Annotated in this window: 30 protein-coding genes and 1 pseudogene; 14 read left to right on the top strand and 17 right to left on the bottom strand. The window is 29.3% G+C overall.

The window, feature by feature from the left end; all coding sequences use genetic code 11:
• Positions 1 to 9: 9 nt before the first annotated feature.
• From L8Y18_RS04015 to fliY, 4 genes are read left to right on the top strand one after another with little or no spacing between them, the layout of a single operon-like run.
• The gene (locus L8Y18_RS04015) at positions 10 to 366 is read left to right on the top strand and encodes a hypothetical protein (RefSeq protein WP_133319627.1); all 357 of its coding nucleotides are present in this window, start codon (positions 10 to 12) and stop codon (positions 364 to 366) included.
• Complete coding sequence (locus tag L8Y18_RS04010) at positions 353 to 1,039, top strand: RNA polymerase sigma factor FliA (RefSeq protein WP_133319626.1); 687 nt, start codon at positions 353 to 355, stop codon at positions 1,037 to 1,039. Before L8Y18_RS04015 ends, L8Y18_RS04010 begins: the two co-directional genes overlap by 14 nt.
• Positions 1,039 to 2,130 carry a flagellar motor switch protein FliM gene (fliM, locus tag L8Y18_RS04005; RefSeq protein WP_133319625.1) on the top strand — a complete coding sequence of 364 codons (1,092 nt, stop codon included), beginning with the start codon at positions 1,039 to 1,041 and terminating at the stop codon, positions 2,128 to 2,130. Before L8Y18_RS04010 ends, fliM begins: the two co-directional genes overlap by 1 nt.
• Positions 2,120 to 2,959 (top strand): flagellar motor switch protein FliY, encoded by an 840-nt coding sequence (gene fliY / locus L8Y18_RS04000; RefSeq protein WP_133319624.1) that lies wholly within the window; start codon positions 2,120 to 2,122, stop codon positions 2,957 to 2,959. Before fliM ends, fliY begins: the two co-directional genes overlap by 11 nt.
• A 33-nt stretch (positions 2,960 to 2,992) precedes the next feature.
• Here the strand turns inward: fliY and L8Y18_RS03995 are convergent, their stop codons facing one another.
• The gene (locus L8Y18_RS03995; RefSeq protein ID WP_263664777.1) at positions 2,993 to 3,589 is read right to left on the bottom strand and encodes a C39 family peptidase; all 597 of its coding nucleotides are present in this window, start codon (positions 3,587 to 3,589) and stop codon (positions 2,993 to 2,995) included.
• Positions 3,574 to 4,430 (bottom strand): annotated as a pseudogene (locus L8Y18_RS03990) (hypothetical protein). The gene L8Y18_RS03995 and the pseudogene L8Y18_RS03990 overlap by 16 nt, the downstream one beginning before the upstream one ends.
• Positions 4,431 to 4,558: 128 nt before the next feature.
• Here L8Y18_RS03990 and L8Y18_RS03985 point away from each other — a divergent pair.
• The 4 genes from L8Y18_RS03985 (at position 4,559) to mnmA (ending at position 7,722) form a co-directional block, all read left to right on the top strand.
• Entirely contained in the window at positions 4,559 to 5,194 is a 636-nt protein-coding gene (locus tag L8Y18_RS03985) for a hypothetical protein (protein WP_263676306.1), read from the top strand.
• Between the two features lie 13 nt (positions 5,195 to 5,207).
• Positions 5,208 to 5,915 carry a hypothetical protein gene (locus L8Y18_RS03980; protein ID WP_263676305.1) on the top strand — a complete coding sequence of 236 codons (708 nt, stop codon included), beginning with the start codon at positions 5,208 to 5,210 and terminating at the stop codon, positions 5,913 to 5,915.
• Positions 5,916 to 6,107: 192 nt separating this feature from the next.
• Positions 6,108 to 6,743 (top strand): TIGR00730 family Rossman fold protein, encoded by a 636-nt coding sequence (locus L8Y18_RS03975; RefSeq protein WP_263664779.1) that lies wholly within the window; start codon positions 6,108 to 6,110, stop codon positions 6,741 to 6,743.
• Positions 6,706 to 7,722 carry a tRNA 2-thiouridine(34) synthase MnmA gene (mnmA, locus tag L8Y18_RS03970; RefSeq protein WP_133319621.1) on the top strand — a complete coding sequence of 339 codons (1,017 nt, stop codon included), beginning with the start codon at positions 6,706 to 6,708 and terminating at the stop codon, positions 7,720 to 7,722. Before L8Y18_RS03975 ends, mnmA begins: the two co-directional genes overlap by 38 nt.
• 273 nt (positions 7,723 to 7,995) lie before the next feature.
• Here the strand turns inward: mnmA and L8Y18_RS03965 are convergent, their stop codons facing one another.
• The 4 genes from L8Y18_RS03965 to L8Y18_RS03950 are packed head-to-tail and all read right to left on the bottom strand — an operon-like array spanning position 7,996 to position 11,621.
• Entirely contained in the window at positions 7,996 to 8,487 is a 492-nt protein-coding gene (locus tag L8Y18_RS03965; protein WP_133319620.1) for a phosphatidylglycerophosphatase A, read from the bottom strand.
• A gap of 2 nt (positions 8,488 to 8,489) precedes the next feature.
• Positions 8,490 to 9,656, bottom strand: coding sequence for a sulfate adenylyltransferase (locus L8Y18_RS03960; protein WP_263665789.1), 1,167 nt, complete (start codon positions 9,654 to 9,656; stop codon positions 8,490 to 8,492).
• Positions 9,634 to 10,509 carry a hypothetical protein gene (locus L8Y18_RS03955; RefSeq protein ID WP_220566787.1) on the bottom strand — a complete coding sequence of 292 codons (876 nt, stop codon included), beginning with the start codon at positions 10,507 to 10,509 and terminating at the stop codon, positions 9,634 to 9,636. Before L8Y18_RS03955 ends, L8Y18_RS03960 begins: the two co-directional genes overlap by 23 nt.
• Entirely contained in the window at positions 10,506 to 11,621 is a 1,116-nt protein-coding gene (locus tag L8Y18_RS03950) for a bifunctional 2-C-methyl-D-erythritol 4-phosphate cytidylyltransferase/2-C-methyl-D-erythritol 2,4-cyclodiphosphate synthase (RefSeq protein ID WP_263676304.1), read from the bottom strand. Before L8Y18_RS03950 ends, L8Y18_RS03955 begins: the two co-directional genes overlap by 4 nt.
• Positions 11,622 to 11,728: 107 nt before the next feature.
• Here L8Y18_RS03950 and L8Y18_RS03945 point away from each other — a divergent pair, with 107 nt between their 5' ends.
• Positions 11,729 to 12,832, top strand: a complete 1,104-nt coding sequence (locus L8Y18_RS03945) for an Mrp/NBP35 family ATP-binding protein (protein ID WP_133319616.1) — start codon at positions 11,729 to 11,731, stop codon at positions 12,830 to 12,832.
• 10 nt (positions 12,833 to 12,842) lie between these two features.
• The gene (locus L8Y18_RS03940; RefSeq protein ID WP_263662886.1) at positions 12,843 to 14,006 is read left to right on the top strand and encodes a 2,3,4,5-tetrahydropyridine-2,6-carboxylate N-succinyltransferase; all 1,164 of its coding nucleotides are present in this window, start codon (positions 12,843 to 12,845) and stop codon (positions 14,004 to 14,006) included.
• Between the two features lie 337 nt (positions 14,007 to 14,343).
• On the opposite strand, the gene L8Y18_RS03935 is transcribed toward L8Y18_RS03940, so the two are convergent.
• From L8Y18_RS03935 to galU, 3 genes are all read right to left on the bottom strand, one after another.
• Positions 14,344 to 14,799 (bottom strand): Dps family protein, encoded by a 456-nt coding sequence (locus tag L8Y18_RS03935; protein ID WP_133319614.1) that lies wholly within the window; start codon positions 14,797 to 14,799, stop codon positions 14,344 to 14,346.
• 129 nt (positions 14,800 to 14,928) lie between these two features.
• Positions 14,929 to 16,152: a glucose-6-phosphate isomerase gene (locus tag L8Y18_RS03930; protein WP_263676340.1), complete on the bottom strand. Its 1,224-nt coding sequence runs from the start codon at positions 16,150 to 16,152 to the stop codon at positions 14,929 to 14,931.
• Positions 16,142 to 16,972, bottom strand: coding sequence for a UTP--glucose-1-phosphate uridylyltransferase GalU (galU, locus tag L8Y18_RS03925; protein WP_220566791.1), 831 nt, complete (start codon positions 16,970 to 16,972; stop codon positions 16,142 to 16,144). The genes L8Y18_RS03930 and galU overlap by 11 nt, the downstream gene beginning before the upstream one ends.
• A 74-nt stretch (positions 16,973 to 17,046) precedes the next feature.
• On the opposite strand from galU, the gene L8Y18_RS03920 reads away from it, so the two are divergent.
• Positions 17,047 to 17,628: an IMPACT family protein gene (locus L8Y18_RS03920; RefSeq protein ID WP_263664781.1), complete on the top strand. Its 582-nt coding sequence runs from the start codon at positions 17,047 to 17,049 to the stop codon at positions 17,626 to 17,628.
• Between the two features lie 18 nt (positions 17,629 to 17,646).
• On the opposite strand, the gene L8Y18_RS03915 is transcribed toward L8Y18_RS03920, so the two are convergent.
• From L8Y18_RS03915 to L8Y18_RS03890, 6 genes are all read right to left on the bottom strand, one after another.
• Positions 17,647 to 17,979, bottom strand: a complete 333-nt coding sequence (locus L8Y18_RS03915) for a hypothetical protein (protein WP_039627883.1) — start codon at positions 17,977 to 17,979, stop codon at positions 17,647 to 17,649.
• A gap of 50 nt (positions 17,980 to 18,029) precedes the next feature.
• Positions 18,030 to 18,362 carry a hypothetical protein gene (locus L8Y18_RS03910; protein WP_039617462.1) on the bottom strand — a complete coding sequence of 111 codons (333 nt, stop codon included), beginning with the start codon at positions 18,360 to 18,362 and terminating at the stop codon, positions 18,030 to 18,032.
• Positions 18,359 to 19,933, bottom strand: a complete 1,575-nt coding sequence (locus L8Y18_RS03905) for an ABC-F family ATP-binding cassette domain-containing protein (RefSeq protein ID WP_263676302.1) — start codon at positions 19,931 to 19,933, stop codon at positions 18,359 to 18,361. Before L8Y18_RS03905 ends, L8Y18_RS03910 begins: the two co-directional genes overlap by 4 nt.
• 137 nt (positions 19,934 to 20,070) lie before the next feature.
• Entirely contained in the window at positions 20,071 to 20,586 is a 516-nt protein-coding gene (locus L8Y18_RS03900; RefSeq protein ID WP_263676300.1) for a hypothetical protein, read from the bottom strand.
• Positions 20,587 to 20,589: 3 nt separating this feature from the next.
• Positions 20,590 to 20,847, bottom strand: coding sequence for a hypothetical protein (locus tag L8Y18_RS03895; protein WP_263665781.1), 258 nt, complete (start codon positions 20,845 to 20,847; stop codon positions 20,590 to 20,592).
• 51 nt (positions 20,848 to 20,898) lie between these two features.
• A complete protein-coding gene (locus L8Y18_RS03890; protein ID WP_263665780.1) occupies positions 20,899 to 21,390 on the bottom strand; it encodes a TM2 domain-containing protein in 492 nt (163 codons plus the stop codon).
• Between the two features lie 168 nt (positions 21,391 to 21,558).
• On the opposite strand from L8Y18_RS03890, the gene L8Y18_RS03885 reads away from it, so the two are divergent.
• From L8Y18_RS03885 to L8Y18_RS03875, 3 genes are all read left to right on the top strand, one after another.
• Positions 21,559 to 21,768 carry a hypothetical protein gene (locus L8Y18_RS03885; protein WP_039662706.1) on the top strand — a complete coding sequence of 70 codons (210 nt, stop codon included), beginning with the start codon at positions 21,559 to 21,561 and terminating at the stop codon, positions 21,766 to 21,768.
• Between the two features lie 253 nt (positions 21,769 to 22,021).
• Entirely contained in the window at positions 22,022 to 23,020 is a 999-nt protein-coding gene (locus tag L8Y18_RS03880) for a GGDEF domain-containing protein (RefSeq protein ID WP_263676298.1), read from the top strand.
• Position 23,021: 1 nt separating this feature from the next.
• Positions 23,022 to 24,389 (top strand): phosphomannomutase/phosphoglucomutase, encoded by a 1,368-nt coding sequence (locus L8Y18_RS03875; protein ID WP_263676297.1) that lies wholly within the window; start codon positions 23,022 to 23,024, stop codon positions 24,387 to 24,389.
• Here the strand turns inward: L8Y18_RS03875 and tilS are convergent.
• Together tilS and rimO are read right to left on the bottom strand one after the other, a co-directional pair.
• Entirely contained in the window at positions 24,370 to 25,332 is a 963-nt protein-coding gene (gene tilS, locus L8Y18_RS03870) for a tRNA lysidine(34) synthetase TilS (protein ID WP_263676295.1), read from the bottom strand. The two genes, L8Y18_RS03875 and tilS, sit on opposite strands and share 20 nt — an antisense overlap.
• Complete coding sequence (rimO, locus tag L8Y18_RS03865; RefSeq protein ID WP_263676293.1) at positions 25,322 to 26,638, bottom strand: 30S ribosomal protein S12 methylthiotransferase RimO; 1,317 nt, start codon at positions 26,636 to 26,638, stop codon at positions 25,322 to 25,324. The genes tilS and rimO overlap by 11 nt, the downstream gene beginning before the upstream one ends.
• Between the last annotated feature and the right edge of the window lie 11 nt (positions 26,639 to 26,649).

Here is a 26,649-nt window from a genome sequence, read left to right as displayed (position 1 = left end):
AGGAAAAAGATGAGACCAGAAAATTTTGTTGCTTTTTTTACTGTTTGTGGTTTTTTTATAGGATTAATGTTCACCATAGTTAATATAGAAGATGCAGTAGAGATAGTTGTATATACTTGTTTGATTACTTTTGTATTTTATGTGTTAATCCATATAGTAATTATGATTTTTGTAGATGCAAATAAAATTAGTGGTAGAAGCTTTAATAAAGAAAAATATGAAAATGAAAATAATAGCTTTATAGCAGAATTAGCTGCAAGAGAAAAGAAAATGGATTACTTGCTTGAAAAACTTCAAGAAGAGCGTGAAGACCTTAAAAAACTTGATAGCTCTTCAAAAAGAAAAGTAAAACATGCAGCCGCATAATGCTTATGCTTCTACGCTAAAAAAAGAACAAGATGACTTAGTCATCTCTTATATGCCCGCATTAAGAGCTATGGCTTTTAGACTTAAAGAGCGTTTGCCTGCAAGTATTGATGTAAATGATTTAATTAGTATTGGCGTAGAAGAGATGATTAAACTCTCGCGTCGCTATGATAAAGAACAAAATGACAATTTTTGGGGTTTTGCAAGAAAAAGAGTAAATGGAGCTATGCTTGATTATCTAAGAAGCCTTGATGTAATGAGTAGAAGCAATAGAAAAATCATCAAAGATATTGACGCTATTATAGATGAGTTTTACCAAGAAAATGAAAAAGAACCTGATGATGAGTATTTAGCACAAAGATTAAATTTAGAAGTAGAAAAGGTAAAAGAAGCAAGAGCAGCTCATGCTATATCGCTTGTTATGCCTTTAGATGAACAGCTAAATTGTTTTAATGATAGTAATATCATAGAACAAATAGAAAAAGAAGAATTAATAGAAAAAATCAACGCGGTTTTGGAAGAATTTAAAGAAAGAGAAAGGCTTGTGATACAGCTTTATTATTATGAAGAATTAAATTTAAAAGAAATTGCAGAGATTTTAGAGATTAGCGAGTCAAGAATTTCACAAATTCATAAGCGTTTGCTTAAGAAGATTAGAGAAAGGCTAGTTTAATGGCTGAAATACTTTCCCAAGAAGAAATTGATGCTCTTTTAGAAGTCGTTGATGATGATAGCGATGATAGTGCTGCTTCTTCAAAATTAGAAGAAATAGAAGATAAAAGAGATATTGTAGTATATGATTTTAAGCGTCCAAATAGGGTTTCAAAAGAACAACTTCGTTCTATTAAAGGAATTCATGATAAATTAGCTAGAAATCTTGCTTCGCAAATTTCATCTATGATGAGAAGTATAGTTGAGATTAAACTACACTCAGTTGATCAAATGACTTATGGTGAATTTTTGATGTCTTTACCTTCACCGACAAGCTTTAATGTTTTTTCTATTAAGCCTTTAGATGGAAATTGTGTTTTAGAGATTAATCCAAGTATTGCTTTCCCTATGATAGATAGGCTTTTGGGTGGTCAGGGTGAAAGTTTTGACACCTTAAGAGAGCTTACAGAAATAGAACTTAACTTGCTTGATTCTATTTTGCGTATTATTATGCAAAGGCTTAAAGAAAGTTGGATGAATGTTACGGAAATTTATCCAAGTGTTGAAGCAAAAGAATCAAGTCCAAATGTTGTGCAAATTGTTTCTCAAAATGAGATTGTTATCATGGTGGTAATGGAGATTATCATAGGAAATTCAAGTGGTATGGTAAATATATGCTATCCAGTTGTGCATTTGGAAAGTATTTTGAGTCGTTTAGCAAATCGTGATATTATGATGGGTGAAACTTCGGCTAAAAAGTCAAGAAACAAAGAACTTAAAACTTTGATCGGTCGTGCTGAAGTGATTTATGAAGCTATGCTTGGTAAAACTTTTATCAATGTAAATGAATTTTTAGATTTAAAACAAGGAGATATTTTAAAACTTGATAGAAGTGCAGATGATAAAGCTATAGTGGCCATAGATAAAAAAGAAGTATTTTTAGCTCAAGTAGGACTTCATAGATTTAGAAAGTCGATTAAAATCTTAGAACTTATTAAAACTGATAAAGATGAGATTAAAGAAATGCTTGAAAAATATGAAGATGAAAGAAGAGCAAAGGCAAATTCTTATGATGAAAATGAAGAGTTAGAAGAGGAAGAAGATGATCAATGATTTTTTAGGCATATTTGTCAACGAGTGCATAAGCACAATAGAAGGCTTAACAGGGAAAAGTGCTGAATTTAGCGAGTATTATGAGTATGATGTAAATTCTCAAGATTCTATGACTCCGCCACTAGTTAGTGCTACTTTTAGTGTCAATAATGAGATGAAAATCAAAATCTTAGCAAGTGCGGTTTTAATGAGTGCAATTGGTGAGTGGATGATGGGAGAAGAAGAAATCTCTAAAAATAGTGAGCTAAATGAAGATGAAATGGACGCGGCCAAAGAAGCTATACAAAATATCATTTCAGCATTTTCTACAACCTTAGGTGCACAAAAAGAAATTCCAAAAATGGAATTTAGTTTAGAAAATTGTGAATTTGTTGCAGATAGTCTAGAACTTGGCGGCTTTCATAAAATATATTTATATAATGTAAAAATAGCTGATTTAGAAGAGAAAATTTCCTTAGTATTTGATGAGAAAATTTATAAAGTTTTAACTAAAACTGATTTAGAAGAAATTGTTACAACTCATGAAGAGCATACTCAAGACCATAAAACCTTAGCAAGCGTTGAAGAGTTAAGAAATATCGGCTTGATTATGGATGTGCGTTTGCCTATAAGAGTGCGTATTGGTAGTAAAAAAATGCTTTTAAAGGATGTTTTAACTATGGACATAGGTTCAGTTATCGAGCTTGATCAATTAGCTAATGATCCTTTAGAAATTTTAATAGGTGATAAAAAGATTGCCTATGGGGAAGTAGTTATTGTAGATGGAAATTTTGGAGTACAAATTACTGAGATTGGCTCTAAAAAAGAAAGATTAGAGCAATTAAGATGAAAAATTAGTTCTCTAATCAAAAAACAATAAAAATCAATATAAGCTAAAAGGCTTAAAATCAAAATGCAAAGATTTTGGAGTATTTAGCTTGAAAGGTTTTAACTCTTTTTTAGGAGCAACAATTAAAGCATAACCGCCTTTATTATATCTATCCCAAATGCTAAAAAATTGACTTTTAGAGCTTATGTATTCTCCATGGCTTGGATCAAGCACTTGTAAATAATTCCCCTTGTGATTAATAATTACCACAAAATGTGGGAAGCGTGGGTCATCTTCAATTTTTACAAGCATTGGAATATTTACAAGCTTGTCTAAGCTTTCTCTATTGATTTGGTATGAATTGCTTTCATAACCTAGCTTTTTAACCGCATCGTTTAAATCTGCAAAGCTTACCATATCCGTATAAAGCTTTTGTCCGCTCATGGTTTGTAAAAGTTTAAGCTCATCAAACTTTTTATCATCAAGTATATTGATTAAAGTTGCCAAAGATGAAGCCCCGCAAGATTGCTCGTAAGTTTGTCTTATTATTCTTTCGTTTTTAATTTCTTGATAAGACTTGACTACCCATTCTGCTTTTGCATTCAAAGAAAGAATGGATAAAAATAATAAAATTTTTAAAATTTTCTCCATAAGCTTATCCCAAATATACTATCAGGCGAAGCAGAACTTCCCCCAAAACTAGCATTAACAGAAACTGCGGTATCTGATTAATGCTATAAGTAGAACCTAAACTTAAAGTTGGAATAGAACGCACTTCAGAATTTTGATAGCCATTGATTTTTTGCTCGGTTTGAAATCTTTGCTCTGCTCCTAAATCCAAAGTAATCTTAGGACTTAGTATGATAGATAAATCCCCACCCACATAAATACTATTTCCATACTCTATTTTAAGGGTTTTAAATTTTCTTGATTGATTATAACCAAAACCGGTATAAATGCTATATACAACAGGGTCGCTATATCCCCTTAAACTAGCTTGTAAGCTTTGTGATTTTAGATAAAAGTTTTTGGTTTGATTGATTGCTTTTTCTCTTTGAATGACTGCAGTTTGAAAGGTAATTTGTGGAATTAAATCTGCAATGCTATCGCCTGTATAAATAAACCTAGCCATAAACTATCAAAACCTATTCTGTTTTTACTAGAATACTCATTTGTAAAAAAGTTTGTATATTCAGCTCTTGCATAACTTCCGCCCCCCCCCTGACACAAGTATATCGAACTTGGGTGTTAGGGTATAAATGAAAGTTTGAGTTAAAAACACTTGCTTTGTATCATTCCAAATTGTAGGATCTCCACCTACAATGATGTTGGGATAAAGTGCATAAGAATTTGCATTTCCTGTACTAAGCAAAGAAAAGCTTGTGATACTTCTTAAGCCTATTTGCTTTTTAAATAAACTGTCTATACTTAGTTCATCACTAGCAAAAATACAACTAAGTAAAACCATAAATGTTAAGAAAATCTTTTTCATTGTTACCTTTCTAAATATTTTTAGATTTTTTCCATTAAAACAATAAATGTTTCAAATAACAAATTGATTTTAATATGTAATTTGTGATATTCTTTAAAAAAGAGTAAAAATAGCTAAAAAAGGAAGTTATGTTAAAGAAGTTAGCAAGTTCTTTAATTTTAGGTTCTTTGTTAGTAAGTTCTGCTTTTGCTGGGGATTTTTTAGCTAAAGTTAGTAATGGTGCTTTAAGTGATAATTCTCAAGGCGTAAAAGTTCTAAATGTAGATGAAATGAAACAAGTTAAGGGTGGGTATCAAACTAGCTTTAAGCTAGTTGGGAATAATGAGCTTTTAGCTTTTTCTAAGCCTAGTTGGACTTCAGAATTAACCTTATTTCAAGATAGTAACGGAGATCAATATTATTGGAATAGAGAAGGGCTTGTCCGATTTGGTGGAATGTGCGGTATAGATACCACAAATTGCTTAGTTAATGGAAAACATACATACACAAATCAACAAAGACTTTTGGAAACTATGAGTATAGTAGGAAATGATCCTTATCACAATTTTATTGGATATACTGTAAAAAGAAATATTGGTGTTTCTAATTTAGGAAAAAGATTTGTATATTTCTCCTATGGTGTAGCTGTTATTAACGAACAATTAGGTAGTTGGTATAGAGTAAAATCGAGCACTGTTTTAAACAATTACAAAGTAATTAAAGAAATAAGTTCAAAATATAAGAATGATATGGAATTAGCTCTTGGTGGTTATTCTATAAAATAAAAAGGATAAGTTAATGATAAACGGTATAAATTTCAATTTAAATCATCATCACACTATCTTAAATTTAAATAATAAGAAAGAAGATGAAAAATTTTCAAATAATACAATGACTGAAAATTCCATTTATCGTGGGGAAAAATTTGAATTTAATTCTAAAATATTCGGACTTGATAAAAGTATTAGCAAAAAAGATATGAAAAAATTTAATAACTTTATGAAGTCAAATGCTTTAAAAGATCCAAATAAAATAGAAAAATCTTCACTTAAAAATCTTGGTAAAGATTATAATAGTTGGGATATAAAAGATGAAGATATTAAATTGATGAACTTTTCCTCTTACTCTCAAATGTTTAATCTTGGATCTGATATTACTAAAAAAGCATCTAATTTTAGAAAAGAATTTAATAATCTTATGCAAGAAGATTTAACTCTAGAGGAATTTAAAACTAAATATCTTGATTTTAAACAAAGACACGATGAGTTTGTAAAAGAATTTGAAATAGCTATGGGCGATAAAATGTTACTTAATGATAATAATGATACTAGCATACAAGAAAACAAAGAAACTTTTAAACCTATACAAGCAGAAAGTAAAAACAAAGAAACTTACAAAGATGATAATATAAGAAACGAGCTTGTAAAAAAACTATTAGAAGGTAAATTTAGTACAAGCGATGAGTTGAAAATTCTTTTTGGTGTTAAAATAGATGTAAAGATTTAAATAATAACGAATTTACTAAAATCTTTTCATAATTAAGTGTGTATAATATATAAAAGTGTGAATTGGAAAGTTTAGAAATTTAAAAAAATCTAATTTAATGCAGTTTGCAAAAGAAAATTATTTAAAAATTACATAAAAGATTATTATAAAAATTTAGCTAGAATGGAATTTATTTTAACTAAAGGTTATAAAATGAATGAAAAAATAATCCAAGATTTAGAAAAATTTGCTAACATGCCAAACCTAAAAAATGCTATAACTTTTTTTGGTTCTGCAAGATTAAAAGAAGACAATGAGTATTGTATTTTGGCTTCAAAATTAGCTCAAAAGTTAGCTGATGAGGGTTATAGCATCATCAGTGGCGGTGGCGGTGGTATTATGCAAGCTGCAAATTACGGGGCTATGCAAAGTCAAGCTTCGCACTTGAAATCTTTTGGATTTAATATACATTTACCATTTGAACAAAAAGCAAATGACTTTTTAGAGTATAATATCACTTTTAAGAGCTTAGCCATTCGCAAAATGGCTCTTATCCAAAAGAGTCTAGCTTTTGTGATTTTCCCAGGCGGCTTTGGAACATTAGATGAATTTTTTGAAATTCTTACTCTTAAGCAACTTAGTTTTAAAAAAGATGTTCCTATTATTTTAGTTGGGCAAAAATTTTGGCAACCTCTTGATGAATTTATCAAAACTTCTTTACTAGAACTTGGAACTATATCTAAAAATGATGAGTTAAAGTATAGTATAAGTGATGATTTAGATGAAATTATAAGAATGATAAAGGAAAAAGATGAAAATTCTTGTTGCAATGAGTGGGGGTGTAGATAGCACTGTAACTGCTTATAAGTTAAAGCAAGCAGGACATGAGATTATAGGTTGTTATATGAAGCTTCATGGAAAAGCTAATTATCATGAAGAAAATATACAAAAAGTTGAAAAAGTTGCTAAATTTTTAGACATCAAATATCATATTTTAGACTTACAAGAAGATTTTAAAAATCAAGTTTATATGCCTTTTGTTAATACCTACAAAGAAGGAAAGACGCCAAATCCTTGTGCTTTGTGTAATCGCTTTATTAAGCTTGGCAAGCTTTTAGAATTTGCTAAGAGTTTGGGTTGTGAGAAATTAGCCACAGGTCATTATGCAAGGATAGAAAATGGTTTGATTAAAATTGCAGTTGATGAGAGTAAGGATCAAAGCTATTTTTTAGCAAATGCAGAGAAAGAGGCTTTGGAATATTTGATTTTCCCTCTTGGAGAGATGAGAAAAGAAGATGTGAAAAAATTTGCTTCTACAATTGATGTTTTAAAATCTTTTGCAACACAAAAGGAAAGTTCTGAAATTTGTTTTGTGGAAGATACTTATGTGCAAGTTTTAGATCAGTTTATGGATACTAAAATTCCAGGTATTGTAAGAGATAGTAGTGGTAAAGAAGTAGGAAAACACGAAGGTTATATGCACTATACCATAGGTAAAAGAAGAGGTTTTGAGGTACGCGGGGCTCATGAGCCACATTTTGTGTTAAAAATTGATCCTAAAAAAAATGAAATCATAGTAGGTAAAAAAGAAGAACTTAAGATAAGTGAATTTAATCTTGATAATATTAATTTATTTGTTGATGCTAAAGAGCTAGATTGTGAAGTAAAAATACGCTATAGATCAAGATCGACCCCATGTAAAGTTTTGATTAATGAAGATAAAAGTGCAAAAATCATCTTACAAGAACCTGTTTATGGACTTGCTAGCGGGCAAATGGCAGTATTTTACGATAAAGATTTGGTTCTTGCAAGCGGATTTATTAAATAAAAAAGCTAAAGGGTTGCACCCCTTTGGCGTTGCACCCTTTATACTAACTTCTTTTAAAAAAACTAAAATTATTCTTTTGCAATAAAAAATAAGAAAATTGCGGTTGAGGTTTTTCTAAGATAGATTAAGCAAATCTTGTCTTAGAAAAATTATATTGCATTTGATAAGTTGATCTTATTCAGTCATATCAACAATTGCTCCACAATCTTCACATCTTTCTTGTTTTACCTATTTTCGGTATGTTTATAGTTACTTTAGACTGTGTTTTTAAAGCTAAAATATCTCCATAATGCTTATATCAAACCATAAAAGATCAAATTTAAGTAAAATTCCATAAATCACTGCACTAAATAATCCTGCGAAAATTCCTGCTAAAACATCATCTAGCATTACACCCAAACCACCTTTAGTTTTTTTGTCAATTTTACCTATGATAGAAGGTTTTGTGATATCAAAAAATCTAAATAAAACAAAAGAAAGCAAAAAAGTAAAAACACTCTGTCCGCAAATTGCCAAGGCTAAAAATACCCCAACAACTTCATCTATTACAATATGCTTATCATCGTGTATGCCTGTTTGTTTTTCATATTGATCGATGATTTTTATAGAGATTAAAAAAAGTAAAATTGCAAGCAAGATTAAAGTTCCTATGCCCAAATACCTTAAAATAAAAAAAGCAGGGATTAGCGCTGCTATTGTACCAAAGGTTCCTGGAGCTTTATTAACACTACCTGAATAAAAAAAAGTTAAAAATAATTTTTGCATGATTACACCATATATGACATTTGATGAAGTTTTATAAGTTGCTCATAAAATTCTTTATCGCTTCGATACTCTAAAATACCATGTGTAGGGAAAAGATTACTATAGATATTTTGTTTATTATGAAAGCGATTTGGGAAAAGCTCAGATAAAATCAAAGCTGAAATTTCTCTTCTTATAAAAACTGCTGGTGGAATGATACCAAGTCTAAGTAAATTTTTTAAAGAATCACCATGGTATTTCATATGATGATGAGCTCCATGGGGACATGATTTGGTACTTACTACCATTTTACATTCATCACAAAATACAAATTCAGGAAGTATGGTAACTTCTATATTATAATCTTTTGCAAAATCATCAAGCACGGTAAAGGTTCTGTTTTGATTAAAATACATCCCAAGTCCTGCATGATTTTGTCCTACAAAAAGTTTATTACAATCAAAACTTTTAGCCAAAGCACACTCAAGCACAGGGTTTAAATGCGAGGCAAAAATTTTGATATTATGTAAAGGTATAAGTAAAACTCTAGAAGATGGTAAGTAATTTTGCGCAAAAACATCAAAACAACGCTTTTTGAGTTTTAAGCTCAATCCGTTGTTTTCATAGGATTCTATAAGGAAAATAATCACTAAATCAGATTGTTCTATAGCCCATCTTAAAATTCTCTCATGTGCTCTATGAAAAGGATCAAAACTTGAAACAATGGCTGTGATATTAGAAGGATTTAATCTTTTTTTGATTTTTTCAAAATCTTCTTTAATGGCTTTGATATTATTGTGATAAATTTCAAATTCGCCACTTATACAAATTTTTCCAAAATCTTGGATCAAGCAAGCATTAGGTCTAAAAATATCATTGCTATTTTTATCATTTTCAAATTTGCTTTCTAAAATGATATGTCCTATGGGTTTATCATTGCAAATAAAGTCTATTTTATCGCCAACTTTTGCATTTTCTAAAGTAGTATTATTTTCTTTTGTACTTGCAGGTGCAAAGGTGAGAGTATAAGGAATTTTTTGTTTATGTATCATTCCTGTGGCTATAACTTCATCTCTTTCTTTTTGATTCATTAATTTTGTAAAAGAACCAAAAACTCCTTCTTTGATAAAACATAAAACTTCGTATTCTTCTTCTGAGATTGTAATACTATTTTTTCTTTGTAATGCCATATTTTTTCCTTTTTTCCCATAAAGATTTTCTAGAAATTCCTAATTTTTTTGACAAATCTGTATCAGGAAAGACATTTTGATAACTAATGATAATATGTTTAACATAATCATCAATAGTTAAAATTCCATTACTTTCGAAGTTTTTCTCATCCTCGCCTAGTTCTAAAATTTGAAAATCACTATGTTCAACATTTGTACTTGTATGTATAATAACAGCTTTTTTTAAAGCAAGGTTTAACACTTTTTCTTTGTCTGATGATTTTAGAGTTTGGAAATTTACAAGATAGTATAAACAATTATCTTTAAAGATTTTATCTAAATTTTGTTGATGTGAAAGATCTATGTAAATATTTGCGACATTATGCTCATTGGTATAGTTAAATACAAAATGATCTGCAAAATTTTGATTATTAGTTTTTAAAATTAAAGGTAATTTGAATTTTTTATAATCAAAAGTTGGTAATTTGGCTGTCTCAAATTTATGTTTTAAATAAGACTGATAAGTATGATTTAAAATATTTATTTTCTTAAATTCTTGAAAATGTTTGATTTTTCGCGTTAATTCTTCTATCATAAAAGGCTTTTGTATATAATCACTCGCACCGGCTTTTAGTGGCGCTAAAACTGTATCTGAGCTTATATAAGATATAAGTAAAATAATAATTTTATGCTTAAAAATTTCTACAATATGTTCAAAATTAGCCATACTAGTAGAAAGCAAAATGATTTCATAATCATGATGAGCAAGCTCATTAACATTTGCAATAATATCACAATCATAACCTATAGAATTAAGTTTTGAACCTATGCTTTGGGCTAAATAAAATTCATTTTCTACTATTAAAACTTTCATAATTTCATCCAATCAAAATATTTTAAATTCGCACTTACTAAAACAGCAATTCCTTCTTTTCTTCCTACAAAACCTAAATGCTCTGTGGTGGTGGCTTTGATATTGATTTTATTTGGTGTTACTTTTAATATTTTGGCTATATTAAAAGCAATATCTTCTTTAAAATCTTTCATCTTGGGCGTTTGTGCAATGATTGTAATATCAGCATTCACAAGCTCAAATCCATAATTTTGCACCAAAGTATAAGCATTTTGCAATAAAAGCATAGAATCTGCGTTTTTATATTGTATATCATTATCTGGAAAAAGTTCTCCAATATCTCCAAGTCCTGCTGCACCTAAAAGCGCATCAATTAGTGCATGAGCTAGCACATCTCCATCAGAATGAGCTTTCAAGCCCATATTTTCATGTACTTTTACTCCGCCTAAAAGTAAGGCTCTTTGCTCTCCAAATTCATGTACATCAAAGCCATTTCCATTAAAAATTTCCCAAGATGGTTTTGGTAAATTTAAGCTTTTTAAATCTTCTTTAAAGGTAATTTTTTTAGCTAACTCATCACCTTGTACATACCAAATCTTACCACCAATAGCTTGTATTGCTGTGCTATCATCGGTAAAATTTGCATTTTGCTCTAAAGCTTTTTTGAGCATACTTGTGCGCGAAAGTTGAGGGGTTTGTATGAGTTTTATTTTATCTCTGTTGATAACTTCTTGAGCATAAATTGCTGTATCGCTTACTTTTAAAACAGGTGTAATACAATCTGCTTTATCGTAATTTTCTATAATATTATTAAAAAGGTTTTTAGAGATCAAAACCCTTGCAACATCGCTAACTAAAACATATTCACTTTGTACTAAATTTAAAGCATTAAGTAATGATTGTGCTCTTGTATTACCGCCTTTAACAAAATGATACTCAGGTGCAAATCTTTTCATATAAGAAATATTACCAGAAGTAACAATTACTTGTTTAAAAGGGTAAAAAGAACTTAAATTTTTAGTTGCATAAAGCCATAATGGATGTTCACCTAGTCTTAAAAACTGCTTTTTTACTGGAGCATTAAATCTTGATGACTCCCCTGCTGATAGCATAACCAAGGAAATATCTAACATTTGTTACACCTTAATTTTTTATTAATGTTACGATATTATACACCATAAAAGCCAAAATTTATATTTAAGTTAGTAGAATTAATCATTTTAAACAACAAGGAGAAAAATTGAAGGAAAAAATCGAAGAAAGACTAAAACAAGTTATATATCCGGGATTTAAAAAAGATATAGTAAGTTTTGGTTTTGTAAAAAAGATTGATTTGAATGAAAAACAAGCTCATATTGTAGTTGAAATCGTTTCGGCTAATGCTCAAATTGCACAAGAACTTAGACTAAACATTGCAAATGTTTTAAAAGATTTAAATTTAGAGCTTAATTTAGAAATCATACAGCCAAAAATTCCTGAAGAAAAAAGCAATTCAAGAAGTGGTAAAAATATCGCTCCGCAAATTAAAAATTTCCTTATGATTTCAAGTGGAAAAGGTGGGGTAGGTAAAAGTACTACAACTTTAAATTTAGCGATTTCTTTGGCTAAAATGGGTAAAAGGGTAGGGCTTTTGGACGCAGATATTTATGGACCAAATATACCAAGAATGCTAGGTGAGAGTAAAAGCAAACCTGAAATTGTAGGTCAAAAAATTCGTCCTATTTTATCTCATGGAGTTTATATGATGAGTATGGGTGTGTTGATAGAAGAAGGTAAGGGTTTAATGTGGCGTGGCTCTATGATCATGAAAGCGATTGAACAACTTTTAGCTGATGTGCTTTGGCCTGAACTTGATGTATTATTGCTTGATATGCCTCCAGGAACAGGTGATGCACAAATTACCCTAGCTCAAAGCGTGCCAGTGAGTGCGGGTGTGTGTGTAAGTACTCCTCAAGTAGTGTCTTTAGATGATAGCAAAAGAGCGCTAGATATGTTTGAAAAATTGCACATTCCTGTTGCAGGTATTATAGAAAATATGAGTGGCTTTTTATGTCCTGATAATGGTAAAGAATATGATATCTTTGGTAAAGGCACCACAGAAGAAATGGCAAAAGCTTATAAGTGCGAAGTTTTAGCTCAAATTCCTATCGAAATGAGTGTAAGAGAAGGTGGAGATAGCGGTAAGCCTGTAAGTTTTTATATGCCTGAGAGTGTAAGTTCAAAAAGATATTTACAAGCTGCTGAAAAAATTTGGGAATTTATAGAAAAGGTTAATCAAGAAGGTAAAGTAGATAATTCAGCTATTCAACCTATAATGAATGGCAAAAGCGCGTGCTCGCAATAAGGAGGAAAATATGCCAATAGAAAGTAAAGAAGAATTTTTAAATTTAATCAAGCAAATCGAACAAAGGATTAATTATAAAAAGCCTAAAGCTTTTGCTATAGCAAGACTTGATCTAAGTCAAGTTGATCCTAGTAAAAAACTTCAAGCTAATTTTGGTGTGATTAATTTTGAGCAAAATTATGCCGCTGCAGCTGTTATGTTTGAAGCTTTTTTTAGAAGAGGGGTTGATGTTGATTTTAATGAAAGTGAGTTTGTAGCTACTTTGATTAAAGAAGATTTGGACTTTGCACTTGAATGCTTTGCGCCATTTTTACAAGAGCAAGGTCATAAAAATATAGAAGCAATCAAAGCAGCAAAGGAAAATTTTAGAGAAAATGCTTTTTCTTTTGTTTGTATTTTTGAAGATGAAGCGCCAAAAAGCTTAGAAAGTGTGTATTTAAAACTTTATTTGCTTTCAAATAAAAAAGTACCTTTGAGAAGTTTAAATTTAACAGGTGCTTTTGGGATTTTACCAAATGTTGCATGGAGTGACAATAAGCCTATTGATTTGGACTTTTTAAGAGAAAATGAGATTGATTTAAAAATGAGTGGAAGGTATCCAAGGATTGATTATGTAGATAAATTTCCAAGATTTTTAGCTCATGTTGTTCCTGAGGATAATACTAGAATTTTAGAAAGTTCTAAAGTAAGAATGGGGGCGGTTTTAGCTGCAGGTACTACTATCATGCCAGGGGCTGCTTATGTGAATTTTAATGCAGGTACAACTGGAGCTTGTATGGTAGAAGGGCGTATTAGTTCATCAGCTGTTGTGGGTGAAGGTAGCGATGTAGGAGGCGGTGCTTCTATACTTGGTGTTTTAAGTGGTACAAGTGGTAATGCTATTAGCATTGGTAAAGCTTGTCTTTTGGGTGCAAATTCGGTTACGGGAATTCCTTTAGGGGATAATTGTATCGTTGATGCAGGCATTGCTGTTTTAGAAGGGACTAAATTTGCTTTAAAAAATAAAGAAGAACTTCAAAAAATCAATCCTGATTTTAAATTTGACAAAGATATATACAAAGGTTTAGAATTAGCAGGGCTAAATGGCTTGCATTTTAGACAAGACTCTCAAAGTGGAGTGATGATAGCAGCTTTAAATAAAAAAGCTGTAAAACTTAATGAAGATCTACATTAAATTCTTAGCCCTTATGGGTTAAGAATTTTAAAACTCATGTTGTAGATTTTAAATTAAACTATAGATATTGTAAAAATGATTTTTAGTATTTAGCTTTTTTAGTGAAAATTCCTACATAAAAGCTTGAGCTGAATACTTATCTAAATAATATTTTGTGATGATCATTTTTCAATGATATATTTTTGTTTAAAAATACATTGAGTTGCTATAAACTATAATTATAAAACAGTACTTAAGCGAACTTGGAATTTTATAAGAGTAGTTTCTCTTGGGAAGTTAAATTTGTTTTTTGACTTAAAGCAATAAAGCTTTGTAAGTCAAAAAACATTATAAATTCTTACATAGAGCAAGTATTTTGGATAGTTGAATTAAGCATCCAAAGAACTTTTTCATATTTTGCGATATTTTCTTGAGCAAATGCTGCAGTTGTAGTATCGCTTGCTTTTTCAGCTTCTTCATTTAATTTTTTAAATTCAGCTAAAAGATATTTATAATCTTCTCTAATAAATTCTAAAACTTCTACAGGAGTAAAGCAATCTTTACCATTTTCTAGTTTTGGGCTTTTTGCATTTTCCATTAAAACTTTTTGGCAAGTAATAGCTTTTTCTCCAAGTTGTAAAACTCTTTCAGCACAATCATCAAAAAGTTCTGCCATTTCTTCATAAGCTTTTTCTGTATATTCATGAATTGAAAAAAACTGTAAACCTTTTACATTCCAATGATAATTATGAAATTTAACCCATAAATGATGAGCATCTGCTTGTAATTGTAATAATTGTTTTGTTACTGACATGTTATCTCCTTTTTTTATTTTTAAAATTATAACATAAAATTCTTAAATAATAATTATTATTATCTAATAAATTTTAATGTTAATAATTATTATATTTTCATTATACTCTTTTTTTACAATAAAGCAAATTTATTTACTTAATATATTTTTGAGTATTAATTTTCCCACCTCTACGCCAGGTTGATCATAAGTGTTAATTCCAAGCATAATGCCACATGCAGAAGTAAATAACTCATAATAATACATCAAATACCCACAGTGATAAGCATCTAATTTCTCAAGTTCTATTACATCAACACTTAAATTTTCAGCAATTAATGCATGCATAGTTGCATCGCATTGCGCGTTTAAAAGATTATGTAAATTAACTTCATTAGTAAAATCACAATTTTGTAAATGATTAAAGCTTATATTTGGGATACTAGGAGATTTTTGACTATCTTTGATTTTTAAAAAAGTAACAGTTTTATCTTTGGGTCCATCCATGATAAGTTGTAAAAAGCTATGCTGATCTCTAGCACCAATTAAAGCAATAGGAGTTAAACCTATGCGTTTAAAGCCTTGTTTTTTACCTAGACTTTCAGCAATTAGTTGAATATACCATTCATTAAAACCTTTAAAAGCATCCCCATAAGAAAAAAGCACATTAATATGCGCACTTTTATGTGTGCAGTAATGATAAGCCTTTTGTAAAATTTGATCACATTTTTTCTCAAAAAAATCTACATAACAAGCTTTTGCACCTTCTAATAAGGCTTTAGTATCATAGCCACAAAAGCTCAAAGGAACAATACCAATAGCAGATAAAACACTAAATCTACCACCGACATTTTTAGGTATAAAAAAACATTTTATATTTAATTCTTCTCCTAGTTTGTGAAGTTTTGACTCAAAATCAGTAATAAACACAAAATTTTTGTGTAAATTTTCATTTTTAAAATCAAAATGAGCAATGATGAGTTTAAATAAAGAAATCACTTCTATAGTTGTGCCTGATTTGCTTGCTATGATGAAAAGTGTTTTTTGGGGATTTATTTTTTGCATAGTTTGGATAAAAGTATGTGAGGAAGTATTATCTATAATGAAAAGTTTTTTTTCTTCTACTTGATCAAATAAAAGCTCTTTTAAAGCTTTAACCCCACAACTTGATCCACCCATGCCTACTAAAACGATATTTTCTATATGAGTTTTAGTTGCGATAAATTCTTTACTTTCTTTGATTAAATCAAAGCTTGTATCTACTAAATGATAATACCCTATATCGCCACTTTCTAACTCATCATTCATTCTATTTGCATAAGCGGTAATTTTTTTAAAATCTTGGGTTTTAAAAAATAAAGTATTATTTAGCATTTTTACTTTTCTCATAAAAATAATTTGTCGCCTCAACAAAGCCTTCTACGCTTCCACAATCAAACCTTTTTCCTTTAAATTTATAAGCTAAAACCATATTATTAGTTGCTTGTGAAAGTAATGCATCAGTTAGTTGAATTTCTCCGTTTTTACCTGCTTTAGTATTTTCTAAAATACCAAAAATATCAGGCGTTAGAATGTATCTTCCTATGATAGCTAAGTTGCTTGGAGCATCTTTTGGATCAGGTTTTTCTACCATAGAATTTACCATGATCAAATCCTCTTCCACAGCATTTCCTGCTATAACCCCATAGTTTGAAACTTGATCAGCTTCAACTTCCATCACAGCTATAACAGAGCAGCGGTATTTTTCATAAATTTTTACCATTTGAGCTAAGACATTTACTCCATCTTCATTTACACATAAATCATCTGCTAAAATAACTCCAAAAGCTTCATCTTGCACTAAAGGCTTTGATTTTAAAACTGCATCTCCTAAGCCTTTCATTTCATTTTGTCTTGTAAAAGTAAAAGTGCAGCGATCTATGAGTGTTCTTATTTCACTTAAAAGATATTCTTTTTTAGTACCTGCGATTTGGTGTTCAAGTTCATAAGAAATATCAAAATAATCCTCTAAAGCCCTTTTTCCACGCCCTGTAACAAAGCCCATGGTTTCCATACCAGCTTCTAAAGCCTCATCTACACCATAATGAATTAAAGGCTTAGTTAGTATAGGTAGCATTTCTTTAGGTAGGGTTTTTGTAGCAGGTAAAAATCTAGTACCATAACCTGCTGCAGGAAAAATACAAGTTTGAAGCATAGTTTATCCTTAAATTTTTATAAGTTGTTTTGATTATAATTTTATTTAAATATTATAACTAATTTAAGGAAAAAATGAAAACTATTGATCAAATTTATCAAGCAAAAATAGAAATCAAAAAATCAACTTTTTTGTCTTTTTTATGTCCTTTTGAAGATTTTCAAACTTTAATGCAAAAGCTAAGAAATGAGCATTTAAAAGCCGTGCATTTTGTATATGCTTATAGGTATTTAAATGAATTTGATCAAATCATAGAAGATAAAAGCGATGATGGTGAGCCAAAAGGAACTTCTGCTATGCCTTGTTTGAATGTCTTAAGAGGGGCTTTGCTTATTAATTGCGCAGTGATTGTGGTGCGTTATTTTGGAGGGATTAAACTTGGTACAGGTGGTCTTGTAAGAGCTTATAGTGAAGCTACAAATGAAGCTATTTTAAATGCAATGCTTTTAGAATTTGAAGCTAAAAATATTTTAAGTTTAAACATTCCTTTTTATCTTTATGCAAGATTTGAGCATTTTTTAAATAAAAATAACATTTCATATGAAAAAAAATTTCAAGAAAATGTTGAATTGATTTTAAGTGTTAATACAAAAGAAGAAGAGGAATTTAAAAAATTTGCAAAAGAGTTTGAATTTAGCGGACTTGTTTGGAAGTAAGCGTTTGCTTACTTCTTTTCATAAAGAATTTAAAAGATCTTTTACCATATCTTTTTGGGGCTCTTGTTTTTCTTCTATATTAGCTTGCATAGGAGTTTCGTTTTGTCCTCTAAAACGATAATTATAAATATTTGACATATTTGAGCTAAAAATTCCTGTGCTAAATTGATCTTGACTCATGGCTTTTGAAAAAAGCTCATCAAGTTTTATACTTTGCTCGTTTAAATTTTCGCTATTGTTTTGACTAAGTAAAGACATAAAGTCTTCATTAGCTCCTTGAGTGCTTTTATAGGCACTACTTTGACCATATCCATACTCTTTAACCGATAAATTATCATGGTTAACTTGCATGTTTTCTCCTTTCAAAATATTACAAGGAAAAAACAAGCAAAAATCATTCCTTAATCACCATGAGTTGGGTAGTATTCAGCTTCTATTTCATTGTTTTTGATAAACTCTTCTCTAGCTTTGTTACAGCGCTCATCTCTTAGTTTTCTATAAGCATTTCTACTTTCTAATTCTTGAGAAGTTAAAGGGCGATCTTCTAAAAATGAAATGTGAAAATAAGTATCATCTTCTTTGCTGAATTTTTCATAAAATTCAACATAGTCAAAATAATCTTTTTCACTTTGAAAATCAATACTTTCTTCTACATAAATAGTTGGGCCAAAACCTCTGTGATTTTGAGTAAAATGTCCAAAACCAGCTGCATATTTTATCTTAAACGAATTCATTCTAAACCTCCTAAAAATTCGTCATAATTTCCTTTAAAGTCTGTTAATTTCCCATCTTCTAAAAACCATATACGATTAGCAAAAGCACTAATTAGCTCTCTATCGTGGCTTATGCATATCACACAACCTTTGAAATTATACAAGGCTTCACCTAATGCAATGATACTTTCAAGATCTAAATGATTATCCGGTTCATCTAAAAGCAAGAAATTTCCGCGTTCTAACATTAATCTTGAAAGCATTAAGCGGTGTTTTTCACCTCCACTTAAGCTAGAAGCCATTTTTTCTTGATCACTTCCGCTAAAGAGCATTCTACCAAGACATTTGCGAATTTCATCTAAATCTTTGAATTTTTCACTCATTAACCATTCATAAAGTTTCAAATTTTCATTGATTAAATTTGTCGTATCTTGTGAAAAATATCCCATTTCTATGGTAGCGCCAAGGTGGATGTGGCCACTATCAGGTTCTAATTTTGATGCAATGATTTTAGCTAAAGTGCTTTTTCCAACACCATTTGCTCCGATTAAGGCTATTTTATCACCTTTTTCTAATTTTAATTCTAAATTCTCAAATAAAGTTTTATCATAAGCTTTGCTAATACCTTTTAATTCTAAAACTTCATTTCCTATTTCTCTATTTGTTCTAAAAATTATACTAGGATCACGCCTACTTGAAGTTTTAATCTCTTCAAGCTCAAGTTTTTCTAAAGCTTTAGCTCTACTTGTAGCTTGTTTGGCTTTTGAAGCATTAGCACTAAAACGGCGTATGAAATTTTCTAATTCTTCTCTTTCTTTTAAGGTTTTATCGCGTTTGAGTTCAGCCTGTTTAGCAAGCAAGGTTGAAGCCATATACCAATCATCATAATTTCCAGCAAAATCGCGTATTTGTTTAAAATCCACATCTAAAATTCTTGTACAAACTTTATTTAGAAAATGTCTATCATGGCTAATTACTACTAAAGTTCCCTCATGTCTTAAAAGTTCATTTTCAAGCCAAGAAATAGCTTCTAAGTCAAGGTTGTTTGTAGGTTCATCTAAAAATAATACATCAGCACCTAAAAATAATACTTGAGCTAATAAAACTTTAAATTTATCTGCACTTTGTAAAGTGCTCATGAGAGCATTAAAATCTTTAATATTTAAAGAGCTAAGAATTTTTTCACATCTAAGCTCGCAATCATAGTTTGGATCTTCTTCTGCTGTTATGATTTCAAGCTCGCTTAATCTATCATTAATTTCATCGGTAAATTCTTTACTCATATAAAGTTTTTCTTTTTCTTTTAGTGCATCATATAATCTTTTATTTGCACACATTACCGCATCTTTGATAGTGTAGTTTTCAAAAGCAAATTGATCTTGTCCTAACACTGCGATTTTTAAATTTGGATCTATGCAAATTTCTCCACTGCTTGATTCTATTTCACCTGAGAGAATTTTTAAAAAGGTTGATTTTCCTGCGCCATTTGCACCTATAAGTCCATATCTTTCACCACGGTTTAATTTTAAATTTACATCTTCAAATAAAAGTTGATTTGCAAAACGCATAGTGAGATTTTTTATTTCTACCATAATTTTCCTTAGAATTTTTACTTATAAAAATTTTTAAGAAATTGTAACAAAAAAAGACTTGAAATTAATTGAGTATAAATTTTGCTTGGCAATAAAATAAAATTTCATTGCCAAAATAAACTAATAATCCAAAAGTTCTACAAAACTTGTTTTTTATCATCGCTAAATTGAGCACTATATGAAATTTGTACTTCATGCTCTCCCCCATCAAATATAATTCCTTTTAAAGTGCCTCTTGCATAATTTTCTCTCATATCATCTGGCATTTGTGGGTAAGTTAATTTCAAACTAGCTCTACAAAAACTTGTTTTTTTATCATTACTATCTTGAGTTATAAAACTACTAAAAGAAGTATAACCCACTTCATTAGCATAATCTTTTAAGTCAAATATAGGTTTTAAATGAGCTCTTAAAATTCCAATGGTATCGGTAGATAATATAGCCTCTAAATCCCTTATATCCATGCCATTTAAGCTTATTTTTAAGGCCTTTAAAGACTGCTCACTTAGCCCATACTCAATATAAACCCACTCATCATCATCTAAAATACTTTTTAATGTAAGCTGAACAACTTCATCATCGCATTTTGGCTTATTATTAAAACATCCTGTAAATAACAAAACCATTATGAAACTTAATAAAATATTTTTCATTGCTTATTCGGTTATTATTTTAATAAACTTGATAATTTCACTATTATTAGCCCCATCTTGGCTTAAAAGATTTTTTAATAAATCTAAGCTAAGCTGTGGCGGAAATATAAGATAAGAATTTTTAGGAAAATCATTTGATTTTAAACCTATGCAAAATTTTTCATCTTTATTTGTATATGTTTTTCCAGCGACAATTTTAAAAGTATTTTTCTCATAAATCAAAGTGGGTTCTGTTTCAAAAGGTGCATGTTTTTCATTCATTTTATCTCCTTGAATAAGTAAAAATTGAGAATATTTTCTTCCACAAATATACTAAGATTTTATATCGTCTATAATTAAGTTAATTTTTTCAAGATTTTGATTTCTAAGCAATACGCCAACTATAAACAAATCTATAAACCAAATACCAAAATTACCATAATTGATTATATTTGAAGTAGCTATCCAAAATGAATCATATGAGGAATCAGCAATAAAGCCAATTATCATAGCAAGCAAAGTTAAAACTAATCTAAAAATTCCCCATCCAATTTGACCTATATAAAATCTTGCAACACCAAAACCACCTAGTAAAAAATTATAAACCCAAAAGACTAGAGTTGGGTTTTTGAGCTTGGTGTATTGAAGTCTTGTATATACTTTATCCAACTTATCAGAACTTAAAGTTTCAAGTTTCTTTTTTAAATCTTCATTTGACATAATAGGATCAGAATATTTATATCCTCGACTTATTCTTTTTCTAAAAGACCCATATTCTTTTGGTAATTTATTTTTTATTGATAAAAATAAACTCGTAGCATCCATTCTTTCACTCCTTAACTTAATATAACTTGAATTATTCCACAATTTAGCTTAATTAATATTGAAATAATCAATATTAATTAAATAAAACATAGAATATTTCAATTGTTTTTAATAAAGAATTTTTAATGTAAAATCAGCCCATAAGTATTTAAAAATTTAGGGTAGCTTATGGCAAAAAAGAGCAAACGCGATATGGCATATGAATTAGATATTGATGTTAGCACTTTGTATAATTGGAGAAAATACAAACCTAATTTATATCGTATCGTTATGCTTGGCTTTAAATTTGATGAACTTTTGGAAAAAAATAAAAAAAATTATGAAGAGCTACTTGAGATAAATCAAACCATACAAGATGAAATTGCAAAATTTAAATAAAAACAATTTAATGATTTTAATATATTTATTAGCTTTTTAATTTCATAAAGTTTTATTTTAAAAGTTTTTTCGTGTTATCATTTGTTGCTTTGAAATTTAACTATCTAAGATAAATTACATTATTTTTTACTAAGCATATTTCAGGCATATTTATTTTAATTTCTATTTTTATTTTACTTATAATATGTATTAAAAAAATAATTCAAAATTGTTGTATAATTTTTAAAATTATTTTTAAATTAAGGTTATTTGATTGAGTTTAGTTTTATTATCTTTTTTACCTTCTTTTAGTTTTGTTTTGGAATTTTTAGCTTTATTTTTAGCTTATTTTTTTAAGCAAAATAAGATTTTTTTCTTGCTTTTGTTGATTTTATGTGCTAGGGCTTTATCTTTAGTGGCAAGTGAATATCAAGCGCATTTGTTTATCTCGGTATTTTTACCTTTTTCTTTTGTGCTTTTTGTATTTTTACAAGATAGTAAACTTGTTTTTGAAAGAATTAATTTTATTAAATTTGCGTATTTAGCCTTTATGGGTTTTGTAGCGTTAATACTTAGCACAAGTACTAATTTTAATGCAAGCATTACAAGTGAAATTTTAGGCCTTTCAACGCAATTTTTTAAGCCTATTAGTGAGTTAAGCTTTTGTGTATTTTGGGTAGGAATGATATTTTTATTATTTTCATATTTTAAAAATAATGATTTTCATTTTTTGCTAGCTTATATGGGCTTGAGCGTGCAATTTTTATTTTACAATAGTGTTGATTTGGGTTATTATGAATTTGCTTCTTTGGTGTTGATAGGATTTTTAGTGTATAAAGCTTATAAAATAGCCTTTTTTGACACTTTAACCAATTTGCCAAATTTAAAGGCCTTAAGAAGATATGCCCAAGGACTTGAAAATTTTCATTTAGCCTTGATTGAAGTAAAAAATATCAATGAAATTTATCATCAAAAAGACTCAAAAATGGGCGAGTTTATAATGCATGAATTTGCTAGGATTTTAAAAAAAGCTTTACATGCTAGGGTTTTTAAAGATGATAAGGATTATTTTATTATTGTATTTGAAAATGAAAATATAGCCTTTGTGCAAAGCAAGCTTCAAATGCTTGAAAATTTTATGCAAAAATATTGTTTTGAATTTAAAGAACAAAATGTAAAGTTAGAAATTAAACTTTGTTTATCAAGCAAAAATGAAAACATAGAAGAAAGTTTAAAACAAGCAAAATTAGAACTTAGAAGACAAAAGGATTAAAATGTTAGATTTGATTTTTAGAGAGTATGATATAAGAGGGCTTTACCCAAGTGAGTTAAATGAAAAAAGTGTAAAAGCTATAGGCTATGCTTTGGGTTTAGAAATGAAATCAAGGGGTTGTGAGAAAGTAAGCGTAGGCTATGATGCAAGATATAGTGCAAATGAACTTTTTAACTATTTAATCAGCGGTTTAAATAAAGCTAATATGCAAGTTTTCAATATAGGCTTAGCACCAACTCCTATGGGGTATTTTAGTCTATTTTTTGATGAAATTTTTGATGCAAATATCATGATAACAGGTTCGCATAATCCAAAAGAATACAATGGCTTTAAAATAACGATTAATAAAGAAAGTTTTTTTGGTGCTGATTTGAAAAAGCTTTCTTTAAAAGTGCAAGAGTATTTAGAACTTGAAATCAATGATGATTTAAGATATGAAAATTATGATATTAAAAGCTTATACATAGACTTTTTAGCTAAACATTTTTCACATCTTAAGGGCCATAAAGAAAAAATCATTATTGATTGTGCAAATGGAGCTACTGGAGTGATTATAAAGCCTTTGGTGGAAAAATTAAATCTTAATGCGCAAATTTTATTTGAAAATCCTGATGGAAATTTTCCAAATCACGCGCCCGATCCAACAGAGTTTGAAAATTTACACGCATTGCAAGTTGCGCTAAAAGAAAATGAAAATGCAAAAATGGGCTTTGCTTTTGACGGAGATGGGGATCGTTTAGTAGTAGCAAGTAAAGACTATGTATTTAAGGGCGATGAGCTTTGCTATTTATTTGCTAAAAATATAAAAAATCCTAGAGTTTTAGGTGAAGTAAAATGCTCTAAAAACCTTTTTGATGAGGTAGCTAAATTTGGTTTTATCATGATGGGTAAGACTGGACATTCTAATATTAAAAAAATGATGAAAGAGCAAAATATCGACATAGCAGCAGAGCTTAGTGGGCATATTTTCTTTAAAGATAGATATTTTGGTTATGATGATGGAATTTATGCATTTTTAAGAACTTTAGAGCTTTTAGCAAATGGTTTTGATATAGAAAAATTAGTTAAAGAATTACCAAAACTTTATGCAAGTGAAGAGATTAAGCTTAAGGTTAGTGAAGAAAATAAATTTCAAATCATAGAAAAATTTAAAGAAAAAATAAAAGCAAATGCTTTTGAAAATGTGCTTGATTGTAATGAAATTGACGGAGTTAGAATTACCTTTAAAGAAGGTTGGGCGCTTTTGCGTGCTTCTAATACAAGTCCATATCTTATCATGCGTGCTGAAGCTACAAGTGCTGAATTTAAAGACTTTTTAGAAACAAGAGTAAAAGAACTTTTTGAAGAAATCATAAAAGAGCTTGCATAAGTTCTTTTACATCAATATTTTTTGTGTATAAATATGCTCTTAAGAGTTTAGGGATTTTTGCTTTTCTATAAATTTCTTTAAATTCTTTTGACATTTTCTCACAACTTACAAAAGGAAAAATCAAAACTTTTTCTTGTATGTAAACAATGCCTATTTTATGCGAAATTACTCCATCGCCTTTTAAAGCTTCTTGTCTTTGTTTAGCACTTAAAAGTATTCCAAGTTTTTTAAAGCATTTTGCGATTAAACTTTCATCTTTATGAGTAATGTAAATATTTTTAAATTCACAAATATTTTCTTCTTTTAAGTCTTTTTCTAGGTATTTAAAGCTCTTTTTTACTCCATTTGGATAAAGCTTTAAAAACTCATTGGCAAAATTTTTGCGTATGAAATTTCTAAAATATTTTTCATCATCATTACTCTCATCATGAAAATAAGCGATATTGTTGTCATTTAGGTAGTTTGAAATTTCTTCTTTTGGAATTTCAAGCAAGGGTCTTATGATAGTAAAATATTTTCTTTTTTCAATATCTTTAAAACCAAGTAATTCTCTAAGTCCTGCGCCTTTGGAAAATTGCATTAAAAACCATTCTAGTTTATCATTTAAATGATGAGCTAGTAAAAGATTATCATAAGAGTGATTTTTGCAAAGTTCTTCAAAAAATTCATAACGCAAAGCTCTTGCACAAGCTTCGAAATTTTTTGTTATCTTGGGTGCGGTTTTGATGTAAATTTTTTTATGAAAACGCTTGGCTAATTCTTTAGCACTTTGCTCTTCTTTATCGCTATTTTTGCGAGTTTTGTAGTTTATAAAAGCAAGATCAAAATCTATATTTTTTTCTAAAAGCATGAAAAATAAAGCACTAGAATCACTCCCGTGAGAAAATGCTAAAAGATTTTTCCCTTGCTTTAAATGATTTAAATATTTGCTATCAATCATCAAACTTTCTTAAGGCTTTTGCAATGAGTTTTTTATCTAAGCTCTGCGTGATTTCACACTCATAAAGCTCGCCCATTTCTAAATTTCCACAATCACTTTCATTGATGAGAATTTCTCCATCAATATTTCTATCCCAACGCAAATCTTTTGCACCGATGAAAAATTCTCCTTCAGAGCTTTGACCTTCACAAAATGCTAAGGTTTTTTTACCAACTTGTTGATTAAAGCTTTTTTCTATGCAATCATCAACAATTTTTTCTATCACTTTTAATCTTGCATTGATGATTTTACTAGGAATTTGTTCCATTTCAAAAGCTGCGGTATCTTCTTCTTTGGAATAAGCAAAAACACTAATTCTATCAAAACCAAATTCTTTTATAAAAGCGCATAATTCTTCAAAGTCCTCATCACTCTCTCCTGGGTGTCCTACTATAAAACCTGTGCGTAAAAATGAATTTGGGGCTTGTTTCATTAAATTTAAAAGCTCGATTAATTTAGCTTTGTTAGCTCCGCGTTTCATGATTTTAAGCATATTATCACTGATGTGTTGTAAAGGCATATCAAAATAATTTACAAAAACTTTTGATTGAATGATTTTTTCTATCACTTCTTTGCTAATACTTGTTGGATATAGATATAAAATTCTAGCAGCCTTTACACCTTGGATATTTTCTATAGCTTCAATAAGCTTTAAAAGTCCATCTTTTTGACCTTGATCAAACAAATACGAACTTGTATCTTGAGCAATAAAAGAAAAGTCTTTATAGCCTTTTTTAACAAGCTCTTTTACTTCATTTATAATACTTTCTAAGCTTCTTGATTTAAGTTTGCCTTTAAAACTTGGTATAGCGCAAAATGAACATTTTTGATTGCACCCTTCAGCTATTTTGATAAAAGCATGATAGTTTGATCCTGTGATCACACGATTGGTATTTTTATCTTGTAAGTAAGTAGAATTTGAAAATAGATTAGTTTTTTTAAGTATCATTTCATCAATTTTTTCATAATCTCCCACACCGGTAAAAAGATCAACTTCAGGTAGTTCTTTCATTAATTCCTCGCGGTAGCGCTGCATTAAACATCCTGTTACAACTAACAATGAATCCTTTTTTCTTTGCTCGTGTAAATCTAAAATCGCATTTATGCTTTCTTTTTTAGCGCTATCTATAAAACCACAGGTATTTACAATCAAAACATCAGCTAAGCTTGGCTCATCACAAATTTCATAATCACTTAATCTTCCAAGCATGATTTCACTATCGACTAAATTTTTATTACAACCTAAAGACATTAAAAAAAGTTTTGGCATATTTCTCACTT

It is taken from the genome of Campylobacter sp. CNRCH_2007_0968H, assembly GCF_025773245.1.
Taxonomy (GTDB): Bacteria; Campylobacterota; Campylobacteria; order Campylobacterales; family Campylobacteraceae; genus Campylobacter_D; species Campylobacter_D lari_D.
Note: the sequence above shows the minus strand (reverse complement) of the source record. Positions and strands in the feature narration are given on the sequence as shown.